Genomic DNA, 17,816 nt, shown 5'->3' with positions numbered 1-17,816 from the left:
AGTTCAAGTTTGCAGAATCCAATCATTACGAACGCAAGTGCTTCAAATACAGGTACTTACAGTTTAGTGCTAACGACCAATGGATGCAGTGCAAGTGCTACAACGAGTGTGACGGTAACCCCATTACCAAATGTAAGCATCAACCAATCTTTGACAGTATGTGCAGGAAATACCATTAATTTAACATCATCAGTTGGTGATAGTTATTTATGGAGTGGGCCAAATAGTTTTAGTTCAAGTTTTCAGAATCCAATCATTACTAACGCAAGTGCTTCAAATACAGGTACTTACAGTTTAGTGGTAACGACCAATGGATGTAGTGCAAGTGCTACAACGAGTGTTACGGTGACACTTTTACCAAATATAAGCATCAACCAACCTTTGACAGTTTGTGCAGGCAATGCCATTAATTTAACTTCATCAGCTGGAAATAGTTATTTGTGGAGTGGCCCAAATAATTTTAGTTCAAGTTTGCAGAATCCAATCATTACGAACGCAAGTGCTTCAAATACAGGTACTTACAGTTTAGTCGTAACGACCAATGGATGCAGTGCGAGTGCTACAACGAGTGTGACTGTTAAGATAATAAATGCGTTCGCAAGTAATACAGGGGCTTATACATTTGGCCAAACAATTACTCTTATTGCTTCTGGCGGAAGTGCATATTCTTGGAGTGGCCCGAATAGTTTTTCATCAAACAACGCTATTGCAAATATTCCGAATGCAAATCTTTTGGTTGCTGGAGTTTACACTGTTCTGGTATCAGATGGGCTTTGTACTGCAACAGCTACAACCAATGTGATAGTTTCGGGAATAGACCCATGTACACAATTAATGGAATACTCTTACGTTAAGTCGGGTTTACCATATCAACCAATGTTTACTTTGAATAATGGAATGAATATCCCTCAAGAAACTTCACCAACTTCGATTTTAGTTCGTCCCATTTGTAATGCAGTAATTATTGAGAGTGTAGAAATGAACTTACAAGGCCCGAACACTAACTGGAATATTATTCAAAATGTTGAGCCTTTTGCTTTATTTGATAATTTAGGTCAAAATGTTTTTGGAAGGACACTTGAGCCTGGAATTTACACCATTACAGTTACAGGCTATAGTGCTGATAATAAGGGTGGAACAAAAACTTATGGCCCTATAATTACAACTTTTACTATTGTTGGAAATTCTTCTTCGGTTTCATCTCCTACATTCAGTGGTAACGAATTTTGTGCAGGAAGTAGTTTAGCTGTTACATTCACAACTTCTGGGGCATTCCAATCTGGAAATCAATTTGAAATTCAGATTTCTGATAAAAATGGTGATTTCAATCAATCACGAATAATTGGAGGTGCTCCAAATGCTGGAACAGTGAATTGTCAATTACCACTAAGTCTCGAAAGGGGAGAGCAATACAGAATTAGAGTGGTGAGTTCAAATGCAGTTTATTCAAATATGAACCCTACGCCGATTGTTATTCATCCACACATTGCCAGTCTTGAAAGTCCGACTGATAATTATCAAGCTGTATCTAAAACTCAAAAAGCCGTGTATTTGATTGATGCAAAAAATAAATTAGGAAACACATCAAACGTAAATTATCAATCGGGAGGTGCTATAATTTTGAATTCAGGTTTTGAAATCTCCGCTGGGGCTGTTTTCACTGCTAAAATTCAGAATCCTTGTTTTACTCAATTACTCAAAAACTAATCAGCAATTACATAGTCGTTAGTGGAAGGCTAACGACTATGTAATTTTATAGTCTGTGAACGACCTTCATTCATCCAAATAATTAGTTGATTGTTAGCTTTTGAATGAGATATTTTTCTCGCATCTCCTTTTAATTTTATACCAGTTTTAAGGTTTGATAATGAAGTAAATTGCCCTTTTCCATTACCTTTTAAAAAGCACCCAAAAGAAGCATCTTGGCGACCAGAGTCAACATCTGAGCCGTATTCATTTCCAACCAAAAGAATATCTGTCAGTTTGTCGCCATCTAAGTCTTGTAAAAGTATATCCTTTACACTCGAAAATTGTGCTTGTATCGGTATTTTAACGCTCATAAATTCTCCATTGCCATTATTCAAAAAAAGTGAAGTTTTAAATGTTAGAACTTCTTTTTTTAAGGATTTTTCCAATAAATTTATATCAAAAATGTCATTTATTGTAGCATTTGAATAGTCATGATAGCGTTTAATTGTTCTTTTTATAGAAGGAATTTGGTTTGTTAATTCATCTAAAATATGTTTTGGATAAGTTTTGCCATCAGGATAAAAGTAGCAAGGTATGGCATCTATCGAGCCATTTGTATCAAAATCAGCAGCGTAAACTACGGCTTTTTGGTCTTCTTGGGCCTCGAAAAACGAATTTTCTCCTCGGTTTCCTGCCACAAAATCAAGGTCACCGTCTTGGTCGATGTCCGAAAACTCAATGCAATTCCACCATCCACTGGTATTTTTTAGCGAACGATTCAAGTTTTCATCAATCATATATTTCCCTGCTTTTTGCTTTAGAATTGTTATGGGCATCCATTCACCGACTAAGACCAATTCATGAATTTTATCTTTGTCAATATCAATCCATTCAGCATCATTGATAATTCCTAAATTACCATTGTTAGGAAGCAGATTTGAAGCGTTTCTGAAAATTCCTTTTTCATTGATTAATAAATAAGAGTTTGACGAGTAAGGGTACTTATTGGGAAATGTATTTCCTCCCACAAAAATGTCTAAATCTCTATCGTTATCAATATCAACTGTTTTCAAAATGCTTGCATTAGTTTTGATAGTTGAAAAATTTGGTGATTTAATAAAATTACCTTTTCCATCATTCTTATATAAACGAAGCGAGTAAAAATCTGAATTTTCTTCAAATTCGTATCCTCCACTTGACACTAAAATATCTAAATCTTTATCATTGTCAATATCAAGTAATGCTGAACCAGCATCTTCATAAAGTTTATCTTCAACGAAGCAAGGTTGGATTCTTTTACTGTATGAATTATCTGAATTTTGTATAAAAATATTGGCTGGTTGCCCTGATGCACCACCAACGAAATAGTCAATCAAACCATCATTATTCAAATCACCTTCGGAAACATAAGGACCTTTATTTGAAAAACGATGCTCAAGAAGTGGTTCTCTTTTGAAATCCACAAAGTCGTTTTCTTGATAGGTAAAATCAAAATCAGATGGTGTAAAAAGTTTTTCTTTAGTATCTGATGGCAATTTTTTATTTTCAAGAGCGTCTTGAATGTTGATTTTTAGGGTTTGATTTGCTTTAATATTCTTCAAGATTTGTATTTTACCATTAGGCCATTCTATTTTTGATTCTTTAATATTATCATTTTTACCTAAACCAACATGGATTTTATTTTCACTCGATGACATAAAACCCCGAAAAGTAGTTTGCTCAAAAAACTGCTCAGTGTCATCGGTTTTTATCCAAACTTTTGTTCCAAAACCATTTGGATTCCCTTTCTGACCAACTAATTCAATCGTCAGGAAATTATTTTTGCTAAGTTCACGACTGTTGTTTTTGAGCAAAAAAGAAACAGAATTAAAATTATTGACAACTAAATCTAAATCACCGTCAAGGTCTAAATCGGCATAAGCCGCTCCATTAGAAAATGAAGGCAGATTGATACCCCAATTTTGAGTTTCGTTACTAAAAGTTAAATCTTGATTGTTTCTGAAGATATAATTTGAAATAGGCGTTTTTTGCATCAAATTCAATAAATCCATGAATTTGGGTTTTCCATTCGCTTTGCGAACAGCTTCGTCAGAATCATATTTTGTGAAGTCAAAATCTGAAACATCACGAGCATAACCATTCGTAATGTAGAGGTCTTTCCAACCGTCGTTGTCAAAATCTGCAAAGAGGGGAGACCAGCTCCAATCAGTGTGTGAGACACCAGCCAATTGAGCAATTTCGCTAAAGCTGCTGTCTCCATTATTAAGTTGGAGGGTATTTCTGACCACTTGATGATGCAAACCAACCGATGCTGCAAGCATATATTTATCGTAAGGACTATTGCCTTTGAGTTGTTTTTGTCGATAATTATCTTCGGCAACCATATCTAAACTCATCAAATCAATTAGACCATCATTATTAAAATCTGCAAAATCAGACCCCATTGAATTTTTTGAAATATGCTCAAAAAAGCTGTCAATTTTATCTGTAAAAGTGCCATTTTGATTGTTTATATAGAGCAAATCCTTATCTGCGTAGTCGTTGGCAACAAAAATATCCAGCCAACCATCATTATTCAAATCGGCCACAGATGCACTCAAACCAAAGGTTGTGTTCATAATTCCAGCTGATTTTGAAACATCTGTAAAAGTTTGATTTCCATTATTTCGGTATAGTTTACAAGCATTTTCGGCCGAATATGTGTTGGGTCTTAGTTGCTTAGAACCATTCACACCAAAAGTATTAAGCGTGAGTGCATTTTTAAAATCAGTACGATTATTAACCAAAAACATATCAAGGTCACCGTCATTATCATAGTCAAAAAAGTTCGATTGCGTTGAGTACCCAGTATCTGCTAAACCGAATTTACCGGCTTGGTCAGTAAATGTATTGTCATGATTATTGATTAACAGCAGGTTTGCACGATTCTCAATATTGTTATCAAGAGAGCGACAAATATAAATATCCAGCCAGCCGTCTTCATTGATATCGACCATGCTTACACCAGTCGAAAATCCACGATAAAAAACATTGGCTTTTTCTGAAATTTGTTCAAATTTAAGATTGCCTTTGTTGAGATAAAGTCTGCCTCCAAAAAGATTTCCTCCCATAAAAACATCAGGAAGCCCATCATTATTGATGTCGCCAATTGCTACACCAGAACCATTATAGAGGTATTCGTAAGTAAGAATATTTAGTTGCTCATTTTCGTTGAGTTCATTAACGAAATAAAGCCCCGACTCTTGACTTGAAACAAGTTCAAACATCGGTTTTTCGCCCGAAATTGTTTTTTTACATGAAATTATAAGCAATAAAATGCTAATCGAAAGTAGATGAAACTTACGCATAATCTAATGGTTTTCGATATGTTATATGATATTTTTTTAGCGAAAGGAAGTCTTATAAAAACTTATCCATCAACTCGCTTTTTTTCTGGCGTGAAACAGGTAATAAATCTCCATTAATCATCTTTACAGCCCCACCTTCAGAGCGAACGAAAGCTTTTAAATGGCTCAAATTAATGAGATATGAGTGGTGAATTCTGAAAAATCCTTGTTCGGATAGAAGTGTGTCGTAATTGATTAATGGTTTGCTTGTAAGCACTCTTGTATTATTGACCAAATGGAATTCTGAGTAGTTTCTGACTGAGTTGATATATAATATTTCTTCTAACATCACCACCGTAAATCCATCCGTATTAGGCACTACAATTTTACGAATTTTTTGTTCGGAGTAACTTTCGAGTAGAATCTTAAATGTTGTCGATGAATCTTTTACAGTCTTTTCACGCTGTTCTAAAATTCGGTCGATAGTTTTTGTTAAGTCGCTGATTTTGAAGGGTTTAACCAAGTATCCAACTGCCGAAAACTCAAAGGCTTTAATGGCAAATCTATCAAAAGCAGTAATAAAAACTACCGAAAAGTTTTTGTTTTCGATGGCAGTTAGAATATCAAAACCAGTTCCATCGGGCATTTTTATATCAAGAAAAGCAACATCACAAGGAACACTTTCGAGTAAAGCCACACCTTTTTTATAACCATCAGTTTCGCCAACGATTTGGATGGTTTCTTTAAAATTTTCTTCCAATGCCTTACGAAGCAGATACCTTGCATCTTCTTCGTCGTCTATGATGATTACCTTTAGCATTTACGTATTTAAAACAATTTCAACTTCTGACCCTAATATTTCTTGATTCAAATTTTTTATTTCTTTTATCAGCATTTTGCCACGTTTTCCGAGCCGTGTTTTTATCAATTCCATACCTTTTGAGGTATGTTTTCCTGCTTTTTTCATTGATTGATAAAACCCTACGCCATCGTCTTTTACTGAAATCGAAAGGCTTTCGTCGGCTAATTGGCTCACCGAAATTTCAATTTTACCTTTATGATTTTTGGGTAAAATGCCATGTAAAAGTGCATTTTCGGCCAGAGGCTGAACTATAAATGCAGGCACTTCAAAATCTCCATTTCTTATTTCATCGGTCATGATAATTTCATAATCGAATTTATCGCCCAAACGCCTTTTTTCGAGCGAAAGATAGGCTTCGATAAAATCCATTTCTTCGTAGAGTGGAATGGTCGTACGACTGGTTTTTTCGAGAATATCTCGCATTAATTGGGCAAAATCAGCAATAAAATCATTGGCTTGTGAAGTTTTTCCATCTATATAAAGTCTTTGTATTGAGTTGAGGCAATTAAACAAAAAATGTGGATTGAGTTGAGCTCTCAGAAGCCTTTGTTTCATTTCGGCAGCTTGTTGTTTTTCTTTGAGATTTCGCTGACGGTTCCAAAAGAAAAAACTACCCAAAAGCATCAAAATTCCGAGTGTAATGGCCAAAATTAAATAATTTTTTTGTTTGATTTCGGCTTCTTTTGCTTGGTTTTGGAGTGTCAAAACTTCAATTTCTTTTTGCTTTTTTTCAGTTTCGTACTTAGTTTGGAGCTCGGTGATTTTGGAAGATGTTGAAGTGATGTACAAGCTATCTTTTGCACTCATTTGTGCTTTCTGAAATTCAAGAGCTTTTACAAAATCTTTTTCTTTGGTATAGGCTTCTTGTAAAATCCCGTAAAGGTTTGGCAATTCTTTTTCATTGCTCATTTCCTGCGACATCTTCAAACCTTTATTGGCCAATTCTATGGCCATTTTTGTATCGTTCAATGCCAAATAATTGCGTGCTAAAGAGGTGGTTACCTGCATAGTGAGCAACTTTGATTTTGACAAATCGGCATATTTTAGTGCTTCCTTCAGGAAATTATTGGCACTTTGATAATTTTTTACCACGTTTTCGACATTCGCTAAATTTGAATACCGAGCTGAAATCGCCGTAAAATCATTTTGTTCTTTTGCCATTTCGAGTGCCTCGAAGAAATACTTTTTTGAAGCTACGTATGCTTTTGAGTTAGTTTGTGATGCCTCAACTCGCAGCAAATTAATAATTCCTAAATTGGCCAAAGCAACCCCCAAACGGTATTTATCGTTGAGTCGGATAGATAGATTTTTTGCTTCAAGAAAACTTTTTTCGGCCAAATCTAACTGCTTGAAGTGCATCTGAATATTGGCCAAGATAATTGTTGAGGCCAATTCTATTTGAGGAAAATTATATTGATTTGCCAGTTTGGAAGCATACAAAGCATTTTGGTTAGAAAGTTCATAGTCTGACATCTCAAAATTTATTACAGCGATACTGTTATGCTGTAATGCAACAATTTTATTTAATTTTTTATTGTCGGTATTCAAATAATGCTGTTTGGTATATTCAATGGCTCGATTATGATACTTTAAAGCCTCCTTAAAATCTCCCATTTTTCGATTATACGCACCAAAACTGGCATTGATATAGGGCAAAAACTTTGTGTCGTTTCGGTTGATAAATTCTTTGTTGAGATTAGTCAGTAGTTTGATTGCACTATCAGGCTGTGTGCGGAGTAAAGCAGTAGCACCAAAATAGTGTAACCGAGTTTTTGATTGGGCATCGTTGTTTTTATTAGCAATTTCTATTGCAATCTTTGAGTATTTCTTCAAAGAATCGGCTTGCCCTGACAAATGAAAATCTTCACATTTTTCAATCAAGCTTTCGAGTTGCTGGGCTTTGGCCAAACTGCTTATTGTCAATAAAATAAATAGTAAAAATCTGCTCATTTGAGGTCTGAATTGCTGCTTTTTTCCGAAAGTAGAAACCTTTTTTTGATATTTCCAAATCTCAATTTTGGGCTTTAAAATATCATTATATATAGCAAAACCAACGGATAAATAATTACTACATTCCAACTGCCAGACTCTACCATTTGATAAGTGTAAAATTTTTTTATTTTTTTTTCACTTCAACTTTGCTTCATCAAACAGATACCCAATGAAGCGAAAATTAGCCTATTTATTTATTCTTGTCCTTTGTGTTTGTGCATGCACCGATTTTGGTGTTGAAATTCAGTTGAGTCATCCTATTTCAAACAAAAAAGTCTTAAAACCATGAAAAAATGTATTTTGATGAGTGTTTTTACACTCGCAACTTTTTCACTTATTGCTCAATCGGTGAGCATAAATCCTAATAACTTACAGATTCCGAGTGTTTCTGCCTTACCCGCTTGTGCTGCCGCTGATTACGGTAAAATTGTATTCTTGACAACCACCAACCGTGCCAACGTTTGTAGTGGAACTGGTTGGATTGAAGTATCGGCAGGAGGAGGAGGTGGTGGCTCTTTGACACTACCTTTTTCTGGAAGCATATCATCATCTACATCACCATTTACTATAACAAATTCGGGAGGTGGAGCAAATTCAGCAGGTATCAATGGAATTACTGGTTCTGCTTTGGCAGGAGCTTCGGGGGTATGGGGATATACAGTAAGTACAACTCCTACTGGCCATAATTATGGAGTATATGGCTTAAATCAGGCAACAAATGGAAATGGATTTGGAGTGCATGGCCGACACAATGGGTCGGGAGTTGGTGTTTTTGGTCAATCGGTTTCTGGTAATGGAGTTGAAGGTGTTACTACTACTGGTTCGGGAGTAGAAGGCACATCGACAAATGGAGGTCAGGGGGTGCTTGGAATTTCTACTGGTAATGCCAATGCCATTGGTGTTGCTGGTAGCATAAGTGGAAACCTTGGCACTGCTGTTAAAGGATTTGCTAATGGAACAAACTCAATAGCAGGTTCATTTGAAAATACAAATGCTTCCGGACTTGGACTTCAAACGCTTGGAAAAATTCGTTTTCAAGGCAATGGAGCAGGAATTGATAAAGTATTAGTTAGTACTGATGCAAATGGTACTGCAGTTTGGGAGAGCTTAATACGCACAGATGTATTAAAATTAGGAGCTGCTGCTTTTCAATCTCATATTTCTACAAACGAATCTACTATGGGTGGGCAAGGTATTTCGATGACTACTGCTGCCGGTTCGTTTCATGCGAATGTAGCGTTGCCTAATGGTGCTGCACTTACCGATTTTACAATTTATTATATTGATAACGATGGGGTAGCACCAGCAACAGGTTTAGGGTTGACATCATTTGCACTTCAAAAATTGAATCATACAGGTAATGGTGGCTCATACACCAATGTTTTTGCTGGAAGCGGAAATTTTATAAACACGCCTGCAAGTCCCAATATGGGATTTTTTACGACTTCTCCGCTAAGTGAAATTATTGATAATAACACCTTTTTTTACAGACTTGTCGTAACAATGCCAGCATCAACAAATTTAACTTTGGTAGGAGCTGCAATACGTTATTCATACACTTTAAATAACTAAAAAATACATAAAACCATGAAAATCAAACTATTATCTATCCTAAGTTTATTCTTTTTACTTAATTCGTGTACAAAAAAAGACGATGCCGAGGCTCTATTTTTCAGAGTAAAAGTTGATGGAAAACTCGTAGAAGCGACTGGAATCAATGCCTACGCAGTACAAGACGATGACGAATACAACATATACGGAGTCTTTTCAAGCAAAAGCTCAATGTATATTCAGTTGGCTAAAAATAAGGGAGTTGGAACGCACCAAATTACTGAAAATCCCAACTTTGCATTGTATGCCGATGAAACAGAAACTGGGCATCGCTCTGACCGAACAGGAGCGACTGGTGAAGTTACTATCACCGAAAAAACTGCCGAAGTTGTCAAAGGCACTTTTAAGTGTACTGTGAAACAAGCTAATAATTCTACCAAAGTTTATACACTGACTGAAGGCGAGTTTTCTGTCAAGTTTAGATAAAATCTATCACACAAACCGAATTTTTTATGAATACCGTCAAGATTTACCATAAAAAATACATTGTTGCCAACGAGGTAGTTTTGTTGAAGGCAGAAGCCAATTATACCGAACTACATTTTGAGAATGGAAACAAAATCATTTTAGCTAAAACGCTCAAACGCTTGCATGAGTCGTTTTCAGAACATGGCTTTTTCAGAATTAGCAAAACCAACATGGTTAATCTCAAATTCATAGCTAAAACCAACGAAAACTACGCAATTGTAAAAATGAAGAATGATTTGGAATTACACGTTTCTCGCCGACGAAGGCTTGATTTAAAGGATTTTATTTTTTCAAATACAAAATCGAAAATATTATCATGAATATAAGAAATCTAAGTATAATGCTTTGTTTTTGGGTCGTTTCACCAGCTTTCGCTCAGTTCGATAAACTGAAAGAAAAAGTAAAAAAAGAGCTACCCTCCAGCGAAAGAGCTACTCCCACAAGAGAAACAAATGCTCGTGGTGGTGCACCCAACGCAACCGAAAAAGACCAGAAACGCAATGAGAGTTTTGATGCACATTATAAACAGAAAGATGATGCCAAAGCAAAATCTGGAGAACTTGACCGAAAAACCAAGTTGACAAGTCCAGAATTTGAACGAAAAGCTTACGAAGAACGTATTTATGCCAATTTTGAGCCTGACTTTTCGACAGCAAATTTTCCACCTGCTATTGCTTGGTTTGATTTACTGGATAATGAACGTTTTAGATTCGACATCACAAAAGGCGAGATTCGACTAATGTCACTTCATGTATCGTTTCTACCATCTAAAACCAAAGATGGTAAAGATATAAATTATCGTCCGTCGCTTTCTACGAGCAAAGGATATGAAAACATGAAACCGCCCATCAGAGCCGATATTGTTGATGCAGCCACTGGCGAATTAAAAGGACAGCAGTTTTTTAAAGCCGAAGATTATATTCCGCCATTTAAAAAGTTGATTTTGGTTGAAGAATACGGTGGCGATTTCTTCCCTTTTTATTCAAATGTGAAAGAAGGAAGCTACGAGATTCGCTTTTTTGTCGGGAAATCACATTTTTATACATTTCCTTTTCAAGTTGAAAAAAAGACAAATCCCGATTCTTATGCACCCGTAAAAGATTTATATTTTTTGAAGGGTCCCTGGGAAGACTGGGCAAGAATCCAATTTGATGAGCGTAGTGGAGAAGTGCTACCAAGTGTTTATTTGACCGAACGGAATCTTGATATTAAAAGTGCAAGCAATTGGGATGACACAGTTCCGATGAAAGGACTTGTCAAAATTACTCGTAACGGCTCATTGGTAGCAACATACGGTCAAACTATTAATTCGGGTGATTTTACACCCTCTAATGGAAAATGGACACGTTGCCAGTTTTTGACTTTCAAGGCTGGGAGTAATGACAAAGAGATGTTTACCAGAGCTGATTTAAAAGACGGGAATTATATCATGGAAATCAATGTCAAAAATCCAAAAACTGGCAAATCGACTATCGCAAAATATGGTTTTATGGTAAAAGGTGGAGTAATTCAGCCACATCCCAAAGCTGACAGAAACCAAAACAAAGACCCTCTAACGGTGCTCGAACAAGGAAAAGAATTTTATTATATCAAGAAAATGTAGGCCATGAAATACTCAGAACTAAGCAAAAAGACCAAACTTACTATCATAGTTTATTCACTTTTGGCTTTAATGATTGGGGTCTTTGTTATTGGTTTTTATATACAAAAAGACAACGATAAAGAATTGCTCGAAAAAGGCGAACGAGCTGACGCCAGTGTAGTTGAACTATACGAACAAGTAACAGGAACGAGAAAAAGTAAAACGTATCGGTATTATATGGACGTAGCTTTTTTTACAGACGCCGAGAAAGTGAAAGTTTTGCCAAAATCTGATAATATCGTTGATAAAATTGCCGCTATTTCAGAAGAAGCTGTTGCCAATGCCAAATTGGGCGATTATCAATCAATGCGACTGAGTATCAGTCAGGTAAGTTATCAAAGACATAAAAAAGGTGATAAAGTTACGGTGGTTTATATGAAAGAAGAACCAACCGAAGCCAAACTTTTAGAAGAACTTCAATGATTGTATAGCAGTTTTTGTAATGGGGTTTACGATAAGTAAAGTTTCAAATGCAAGATTAATCGTATAAAATAAGACCTTCTGGGTCTTATTTTTATTTATTGGCTATTTCTGAATTGCTTAAACAAATTTATTACTACATTTCGTTGAGTTCCTTCTGGTAGGGTTGCTCCAATGATTTTTTCAAAATTTTCTACATTCTCAAATACAAACCACCACATAAGAGAAAATTCTATTTGTTTGTTTTCAGCTCTTTTACTAAGTATTTTGAAGATTTCAAATAAATCTCTCTCAAATTCTGTAAGCGTTTTTTGCAAGTTTAAAAATAATCCTAAGTTGGCTAATATCGGTGTAATGATTACATCATATAATCTTTGCCCTCGATTATTTCCTAAGTTTTCTCGATTTAAATCACAGATTTTAATAGTCTTTTGTCCTCTATTTTCTTTATCTATTCCAATTAAATTTAAATATGATTGATTTTGCTTCCATTCAAATTTGAAAAAAAGCTTTGGCTCGTCATATTCTGGGTGAAGTAAAAAAGGCTTCTCAGTTGATAAATAGCCAGAATTATAAATAAAATCTCCTAATCGAAGCGATGAATCATCATTGATGGGAACCGAAAATTGTCGTTGGCTTGCTGAACTAATTATTGGAAACTTGTTGCCTTTTCCAGTACCGACCTTATTACAATCAAAACACGCTGGAACAAGGTTTGTCCACTCGAAGCAGAGCCAATAGTATCCATTATTTTTGCCAATTCCGATTACTTTATTTTTTGGTCGATAATGTTCTATTTGAGCAGAACTTTCAAAACTTTCACAGTATGCACATTTTTTGAAGTAAAATTTATTTAATTCATCACGTACTTTTGATTTAGTAACTCCTTGTTCGTCTTTGTAAGTTCCTCGATAAATTTCACCATGTTTTTCTTCGACCCGTTGATTAGAAATTATTTGTTTCAAAACCTCCAATGTACTCGGAGTCTTGGAAAAGTCTAAAATATCAGGTTTTGAGTCTAAAGGTTTACTTACTTTCCGCATGTTACTTCATTAATTTCAATAGTTCTTGTTCTCGGTCGCTGCCTATTTGTTCATTCAAACGTTCATCCAACTTTTTGTAAAAAAGTACATCATTATAAACATCTTCTTTTCTTATTACTGTTTTTTTATCTTGATTATTTGAGAATATATCATTAAAACCAAAAACGGGTGAGGTCAGGATTAGATTTGGGTTCAAACCTGCTATATCAATATCTATTCGTTCCACTGTTATACCTTGTTCTTCGTTACGATTAACTTTCAGAAAAACCGATTCTCTCGGAGCACCCAAGAGCGGAATTGGACTATGTGTTGAAACAATAAATTGAATATTTGGGAATAATTCTGAGAGTTTACTCGGAAGCCATTTTTGATATTTTGGGTGTAAATGAAGTTCAATTTCATCAATAATCACAATCCCTTTTAAATCGCTGATAGATTTAACTTCGGGTTGTAATTTTTGTAAACGAATAATCATATCGCCAAACATTGCCAAGATATTTCTATATCCTGCCGCCAGTTGGCTGAAACTTATTGGGTTATATCCATGCCCAGTTTCGTCTTTCTCAAAATAGACAACTTCGGGTTCTCCGTTATTCACTTCAATCTTTATATCAGCAAGATTTGGTAAAATTGCCTTGAAAAACTCTAAAATCTGCTCAAACCTATCTCTATTATATGCATAAGCCTCTTTAAGAGTGTGATTGATATTTAGAAGATAGCTATTAGGTTTACCAAATAAATTATCTAACGAATTTTGCTGTCTGATAGCCTCCTCATTTGAGGCAGCAGTAATGTCAAGACGAGAAGAGCCGTATAGGGTGACAAATAAGGAGTTATTTTGATATTCATTTAATTTTTCTTTGGGAAAATTTTCAGAAGTAGCAAAATTATAGACATTTGAATTGGTAGAAATTTTGAGTAGAAAGCCTTCAATGCTTAAAAGTGTATTTATACTTTTTTCTTCCTTATCATCATAGTTTCGTATTAATGATGAACCAATACTTTGCAAAATAGAAGTTTTTCCAAATCCATTTTCACCAGTCAAGAAAATCCATTTGGTATCGGCAGGAATTCCGTCAATTTTCAAATGCTTAATACCCCTAAAATTCTCCACCTCCAAACTCAAAAGAGTGTATGGCATTACTTTTTTCTTCTTCGTATCAAAAAAATACAGTTTTTCTACTTCTTGCATAAATCACATTCATTTTGCTTTTCAAATGTAAAACTAAAATACGAAGAAAAACTGTAAATTAGTTCTAATTTTTGTAAAGTATAAGAAATGCTTATAACCAATGAGCTAAAATTAATCGTTTTTAACTAAATTGCAACCCAATGAAAATTTTGTAAAACCAACCTCTTATTAAAGTGACTCTCGACGAAGTTAGAAAAGATATTGATAAAATTGACGACCAATTGCTCGTACTGCTCAATCAACGAATGAAACTCGTACATAAAGTAGGAGAAATCAAGCGTTCGACAAAGGCCATTATCTACCGACCAGAGCGTGAAAAGCAAATCCTCGACCGCATGAATGCTCAAAACGATGGCCCGCTCAATAAAGAAGCCATCGAAGCTATTTATTTGGAGATTTTTGCGGCTGCTCGTAATATCGAATTGCCCGAAAGAGTTGCTTATCTTGGTCCAGAAGGAAGTTTCACGCACCAAGCTGCCGAGAGCCGTTTCGGTGCTATGAGCGAGTACATGACTTTGCCAACCATCAAATCGGTTTTTGAGGCAGTTGATACTGGTAGAGCTAAATTTGGTGTAATTCCAATCGAAAATAACCAAGAAGGTATCGTTTACGAAACTGTTGATTTATTGAATGAAATGAATGTAAACGTTGCTGCTGAATTGAAAATTCCTGTGCATTTTGCATTGGCAACAGAAGCCGAAAATCCTTCAAAAATAAAGCGTATTTATTCAAAAGATATTGCTTTTCGTCAGTGTAGAGGATTTTTGAATAAATATTTTGAACAAACGCACCCCGAAGAAATTCAGGTAGAGTCAACTTCAAAAGCGGCAAAATTGGCAGCTGAAGACCCAGAAAGTGCAGCTATTTGTTCAGAAATTGCTGCGAAGCTATTTAGTTTACCGATTTTGTTCAATAATATCGAAGATAACAGCCAAAATCGCACTCGTTTTTATATTTTGGCCAAAAACTTTGTAAACGCCAAAAGCGAAAACGACAAAACAACCATCATAGCTCGCCTTCCAGATACCGATAAACCAGGGATTTTGGCGGCTTTCTTACAAGATTTCAAGAAAGCAGGTATCAACTTAACCAAAATTGAAAGCCGACCATACAAAGGCGATGAAGATTTTAACTTTTGGTTTTTTATCGAATTAGAAGGATTCTTTCAAGATGATAACGTCGAGAAGGTTTTCAAGAAATACAAAAACTCAATTAAGTGGTTGGGAAGTTATGTAAGAAACGCTTAGAGAGTTCTGACGGGGCCGCCCGTGCGGTTTTGAATTCTGAGTTAAGAATTACCTTTTTCAACGGTTTGAATTTTATTGACTTCTATGAGTAAAAAAAACTCAGAACTCAGAATTCTAAACTCAGAACTTTTAACTGGTACAATTATTGTGGAAAGATGGGCAAACGCTCATCTTTCTTGTTTTAATACAATTTCAAAAAAAGATTTTCACTTTGTTACCTCCAAATAATTTTTGTCTGCTGCTGGTACAGTCATTGCACAATACTTTCCAAGATTTAATCGAAAGCTAATATTGACTTTGAAAATATTTTTAAGATTATTTCATGGAAAATAAGTACAAAGCAGTTTGACAAAAAACCACCTTTTGGGTGGCTTTTTTGTTTTATTTCTTTCTGAAAATAGCGAATAGAGCAATAATTACCCAAACGATATTGACCGCAACGGAAGGGTAGGCATGGTGGGCGTAAGTATTAATAATAAAGCAGATTCCGCCTAATAAATTTGCCCAAATATATTTGCTATCTTTGGAGTCGAGTTTGCCTTGGATATTCAAAAAATATGAACCCACAATTAGCACCGAACCAATCCAGCCGACGATTTCTATAAATAATGTCATTGATTTTTACTCGTAGGAACATCCAATCTGGACGTTCATTTAAGAATATTTAAAATTTCCTTCGATTTTGTTTTATCGGTCAATATTTGTGCCTTTAATTCATCTAAACCGTTAAATTTCTGCTCAGGCCTGATGTAGTCAACGATTTCGACAGTAACCGTTTCTCCGTAAATATCATCATCAAAATCAAAAATATTTACTTCTTGGGTGCGTCCAACACCATCAACGGTGGGGCGAGTGCCGATATTCATCATGCCACCGTGCCATTGGTTGCGGAAGAAAGTTCTGACCGCATAAACACCATTGGCAGGAATCAATTTATAAAACTGAGATACCTGTACATTAGCCGTTGGAAAGCCAATCGTTCTCCCAAGTTGGCGTCCTTTTACTACAATTCCTGTAAAACTGTATTTTCTACCCAACAATTCATTAGCAGAACTAACTTCACCAATCATTAGCGACTGACGAATTTTGGTTGAACTAATTGTCAGATTTTCAATTTCTTGACGAGGAATTTCTTCAATTTCAATACCAAATAACTCAGAGTTTGTCTTTAAGTAATCAAAGCCACCTTCACGGTTTCGTCCAAATCGGTGGTCGTAGCCAATTACCAATTTCTTTGTTCCGATTTGTTTGAGAAGAATATCTTTTACATATTCTTCTGAACTTAATTCTGAAAATTCACGAGTAAACGGAATCACCAAAAGATGGTCAACTCCTTGGCTTTCAAGTAGTTCTATTTTTTCATCAATTGTAGAAAGGAGTTTTAAATCCTGACTATCTTTTGAAACCACAACTCTCGGATGTGGCCAAAAAGTAAGCACAACCGATTCACCGCCCGTTTTTTGAGCAGTTTCTCTTAAAATTTGAAGAATTTTCTGATGCCCCAAATGCACGCCATCAAAAGTACCGCTCGTAACCACGGCATTTTTAAGAGCCTCAAAGTCCGCTAAATTATAATATACTTTCACTGCTGATTATTCAAATTTTCAAGTTTACTAAGTCTTTCGGGTACACTTTCCAAAAACTGCTCAATCGTGAGTGAGTTTTCAATCTTAAATTCTCCGATACGTGTTCTACGCAACGAACTCATATATGCACCCGAATCAAGTAATTTACCAAAATCTCTTACTAAACTTCTGATGTATGTTCCTTTCGAGCAAACAATTCTGAACGAAATTTCGGGAAAATTAGTCGTATCAACCTCAAATTCTTTTATTTCAACTTGTCGAGATTTTATGACAACTTCCTCACCTTTTCGAGCTGATTCGTAGGCTCTTTTTCCATTGATTTTTATCGCAGAATGTGCAGGAGGTATTTGTTCTATCACACCAGAAAGTTGACTAACCACTTGGCTAATAGCTTCTTGCGTAATATGATTGGTGGGATATTCAGCATCAAATTCGGTTTCTAAATCGACCGAAGGAGTTGTTTTCCCCAGTTCTAAAGTACCTGTATATTCTTTTTCTTGTGCCTGAAAAGTATCAATTTGTTTGGTCATTTTTCCAGTACAAAGAATCAACAAACCAGTCGCCAGTGGGTCAAGCGTACCAGCATGACCTACTTTTTTATATTTTCCTGCCCAGCGAACCTTATTCACAACATCAAACGATGTCCATTTCAAAGGTTTGTCAATCAGAATTACTTCATTTCTTTCATCCATCGAAAACTAAAATTAAATATAGAATTGCGAGAAATTATTGTCGTCA

At 35.5% G+C, this 17,816-nt stretch carries 15 protein-coding genes; 7 read left to right on the top strand and 8 right to left on the bottom strand.

What is annotated here, in order from left to right; translation table 11 throughout:
* Positions 1 to 1,707, top strand: a 1,707-nt coding sequence (locus IEX65_RS07365) for a 3-coathanger stack domain-containing protein (RefSeq protein ID WP_188765378.1), incomplete at its 5' end; no start/stop codon positions are given.
* A gap of 29 nt (positions 1,708 to 1,736) precedes the next feature.
* Here the strand turns inward: IEX65_RS07365 and IEX65_RS07360 are convergent.
* The 3 genes from IEX65_RS07360 to IEX65_RS07350 are packed head-to-tail and all read right to left on the bottom strand — an operon-like array spanning position 1,737 to position 7,827.
* A complete protein-coding gene (locus tag IEX65_RS07360) occupies positions 1,737 to 5,036 on the bottom strand; it encodes a VCBS repeat-containing protein (protein WP_188765377.1) in 3,300 nt (1,099 codons plus the stop codon).
* Between the two features lie 52 nt (positions 5,037 to 5,088).
* Positions 5,089 to 5,835: a LytR/AlgR family response regulator transcription factor gene (locus tag IEX65_RS07355; RefSeq protein ID WP_188765376.1), complete on the bottom strand. Its 747-nt coding sequence runs from the start codon at positions 5,833 to 5,835 to the stop codon at positions 5,089 to 5,091.
* Positions 5,836 to 7,827: a sensor histidine kinase gene (locus IEX65_RS07350; protein ID WP_188765375.1), complete on the bottom strand. Its 1,992-nt coding sequence runs from the start codon at positions 7,825 to 7,827 to the stop codon at positions 5,836 to 5,838.
* 327 nt (positions 7,828 to 8,154) lie between these two features.
* On the opposite strand from IEX65_RS07350, the gene IEX65_RS07345 reads away from it, so the two are divergent.
* From IEX65_RS07345 to IEX65_RS07325, 5 genes are read left to right on the top strand one after another with little or no spacing between them, the layout of a single operon-like run.
* On the top strand, positions 8,155 to 9,441 hold the full coding sequence (locus IEX65_RS07345; RefSeq protein WP_188765374.1) for an autotransporter outer membrane beta-barrel domain-containing protein: 1,287 nt from the start codon (positions 8,155 to 8,157) through the stop codon (positions 9,439 to 9,441).
* 15 nt (positions 9,442 to 9,456) lie between these two features.
* Positions 9,457 to 9,906, top strand: a complete 450-nt coding sequence (locus tag IEX65_RS07340) for a DUF6252 domain-containing protein (RefSeq protein ID WP_188765373.1) — start codon at positions 9,457 to 9,459, stop codon at positions 9,904 to 9,906.
* Between the two features lie 26 nt (positions 9,907 to 9,932).
* The gene (locus tag IEX65_RS07335; RefSeq protein ID WP_188765372.1) at positions 9,933 to 10,268 is read left to right on the top strand and encodes a LytTR family DNA-binding domain-containing protein; all 336 of its coding nucleotides are present in this window, start codon (positions 9,933 to 9,935) and stop codon (positions 10,266 to 10,268) included.
* Complete coding sequence (locus IEX65_RS07330) at positions 10,265 to 11,551, top strand: hypothetical protein (RefSeq protein ID WP_188765371.1); 1,287 nt, start codon at positions 10,265 to 10,267, stop codon at positions 11,549 to 11,551. Before IEX65_RS07335 ends, IEX65_RS07330 begins: the two co-directional genes overlap by 4 nt.
* A 3-nt stretch (positions 11,552 to 11,554) precedes the next feature.
* On the top strand, positions 11,555 to 12,013 hold the full coding sequence (locus tag IEX65_RS07325; RefSeq protein ID WP_188765370.1) for a DUF3592 domain-containing protein: 459 nt from the start codon (positions 11,555 to 11,557) through the stop codon (positions 12,011 to 12,013).
* A gap of 95 nt (positions 12,014 to 12,108) precedes the next feature.
* Here IEX65_RS07325 and IEX65_RS07320 read toward each other — a convergent pair whose 3' ends face one another.
* Together IEX65_RS07320 and IEX65_RS07315 are read right to left on the bottom strand one after the other, a co-directional pair.
* Positions 12,109 to 13,053 (bottom strand): HNH endonuclease family protein, encoded by a 945-nt coding sequence (locus IEX65_RS07320; RefSeq protein ID WP_188765369.1) that lies wholly within the window; start codon positions 13,051 to 13,053, stop codon positions 12,109 to 12,111.
* A gap of 1 nt (position 13,054) precedes the next feature.
* A complete protein-coding gene (locus IEX65_RS07315) occupies positions 13,055 to 14,245 on the bottom strand; it encodes an AAA family ATPase (RefSeq protein ID WP_188765368.1) in 1,191 nt (396 codons plus the stop codon).
* A 173-nt stretch (positions 14,246 to 14,418) separates the two neighbouring features.
* On the opposite strand from IEX65_RS07315, the gene pheA reads away from it, so the two are divergent.
* Positions 14,419 to 15,492: a prephenate dehydratase gene (pheA, locus tag IEX65_RS07310; protein ID WP_188765367.1), complete on the top strand. Its 1,074-nt coding sequence runs from the start codon at positions 14,419 to 14,421 to the stop codon at positions 15,490 to 15,492.
* Positions 15,493 to 15,873: 381 nt separating this feature from the next.
* On the opposite strand, the gene IEX65_RS07305 is transcribed toward pheA, so the two are convergent.
* Genes IEX65_RS07305 through truB form a run of 3 tightly spaced genes read right to left on the bottom strand, consistent with a single transcriptional unit; the run spans position 15,874 to position 17,770 of the window.
* Entirely contained in the window at positions 15,874 to 16,107 is a 234-nt protein-coding gene (locus IEX65_RS07305) for a CBU_0592 family membrane protein (protein ID WP_188765366.1), read from the bottom strand.
* Positions 16,108 to 16,142: 35 nt separating this feature from the next.
* Positions 16,143 to 17,078, bottom strand: a complete 936-nt coding sequence (locus IEX65_RS07300) for a bifunctional riboflavin kinase/FAD synthetase (RefSeq protein ID WP_188765365.1) — start codon at positions 17,076 to 17,078, stop codon at positions 16,143 to 16,145.
* Positions 17,075 to 17,770, bottom strand: a complete 696-nt coding sequence (truB, locus tag IEX65_RS07295; protein ID WP_188765364.1) for a tRNA pseudouridine(55) synthase TruB — start codon at positions 17,768 to 17,770, stop codon at positions 17,075 to 17,077. Before truB ends, IEX65_RS07300 begins: the two co-directional genes overlap by 4 nt.
* Between the last annotated feature and the right edge of the window lie 46 nt (positions 17,771 to 17,816).

Origin of the sequence: Emticicia aquatilis (assembly GCF_014644295.1) — a bacterium.
Taxonomy (GTDB): domain Bacteria; phylum Bacteroidota; class Bacteroidia; order Cytophagales; family Spirosomataceae; genus Emticicia; species Emticicia aquatilis.
Note: the sequence above shows the minus strand (reverse complement) of the source record. Positions and strands in the feature narration are given on the sequence as shown.

Coding starts and splice junctions, on each gene's coding strand:
- truB (WP_188765364.1), bottom strand. CDS start 17,770: ATGGATGAAAGAAATGAAGTAATTCTGATTGACAAACCTTTGAAATGG.
- IEX65_RS07350 (WP_188765375.1), bottom strand. CDS start 7,827: ATGAGCAGATTTTTACTATTTATTTTATTGACAATAAGCAGTTTGGCC.
- IEX65_RS07315 (WP_188765368.1), bottom strand. CDS start 14,245: ATGCAAGAAGTAGAAAAACTGTATTTTTTTGATACGAAGAAGAAAAAA.
- IEX65_RS07345 (WP_188765374.1), top strand. CDS start 8,155: ATGAAAAAATGTATTTTGATGAGTGTTTTTACACTCGCAACTTTTTCA.
- IEX65_RS07305 (WP_188765366.1), bottom strand. CDS start 16,107: ATGACATTATTTATAGAAATCGTCGGCTGGATTGGTTCGGTGCTAATT.
- IEX65_RS07320 (WP_188765369.1), bottom strand. CDS start 13,053: ATGCGGAAAGTAAGTAAACCTTTAGACTCAAAACCTGATATTTTAGAC.
- IEX65_RS07325 (WP_188765370.1), top strand. CDS start 11,555: ATGAAATACTCAGAACTAAGCAAAAAGACCAAACTTACTATCATAGTT.
- IEX65_RS07335 (WP_188765372.1), top strand. CDS start 9,933: ATGAATACCGTCAAGATTTACCATAAAAAATACATTGTTGCCAACGAG.
- IEX65_RS07340 (WP_188765373.1), top strand. CDS start 9,457: ATGAAAATCAAACTATTATCTATCCTAAGTTTATTCTTTTTACTTAAT.
- IEX65_RS07360 (WP_188765377.1), bottom strand. CDS start 5,036: ATGCGTAAGTTTCATCTACTTTCGATTAGCATTTTATTGCTTATAATT.
- IEX65_RS07355 (WP_188765376.1), bottom strand. CDS start 5,835: ATGCTAAAGGTAATCATCATAGACGACGAAGAAGATGCAAGGTATCTG.
- IEX65_RS07330 (WP_188765371.1), top strand. CDS start 10,265: ATGAATATAAGAAATCTAAGTATAATGCTTTGTTTTTGGGTCGTTTCA.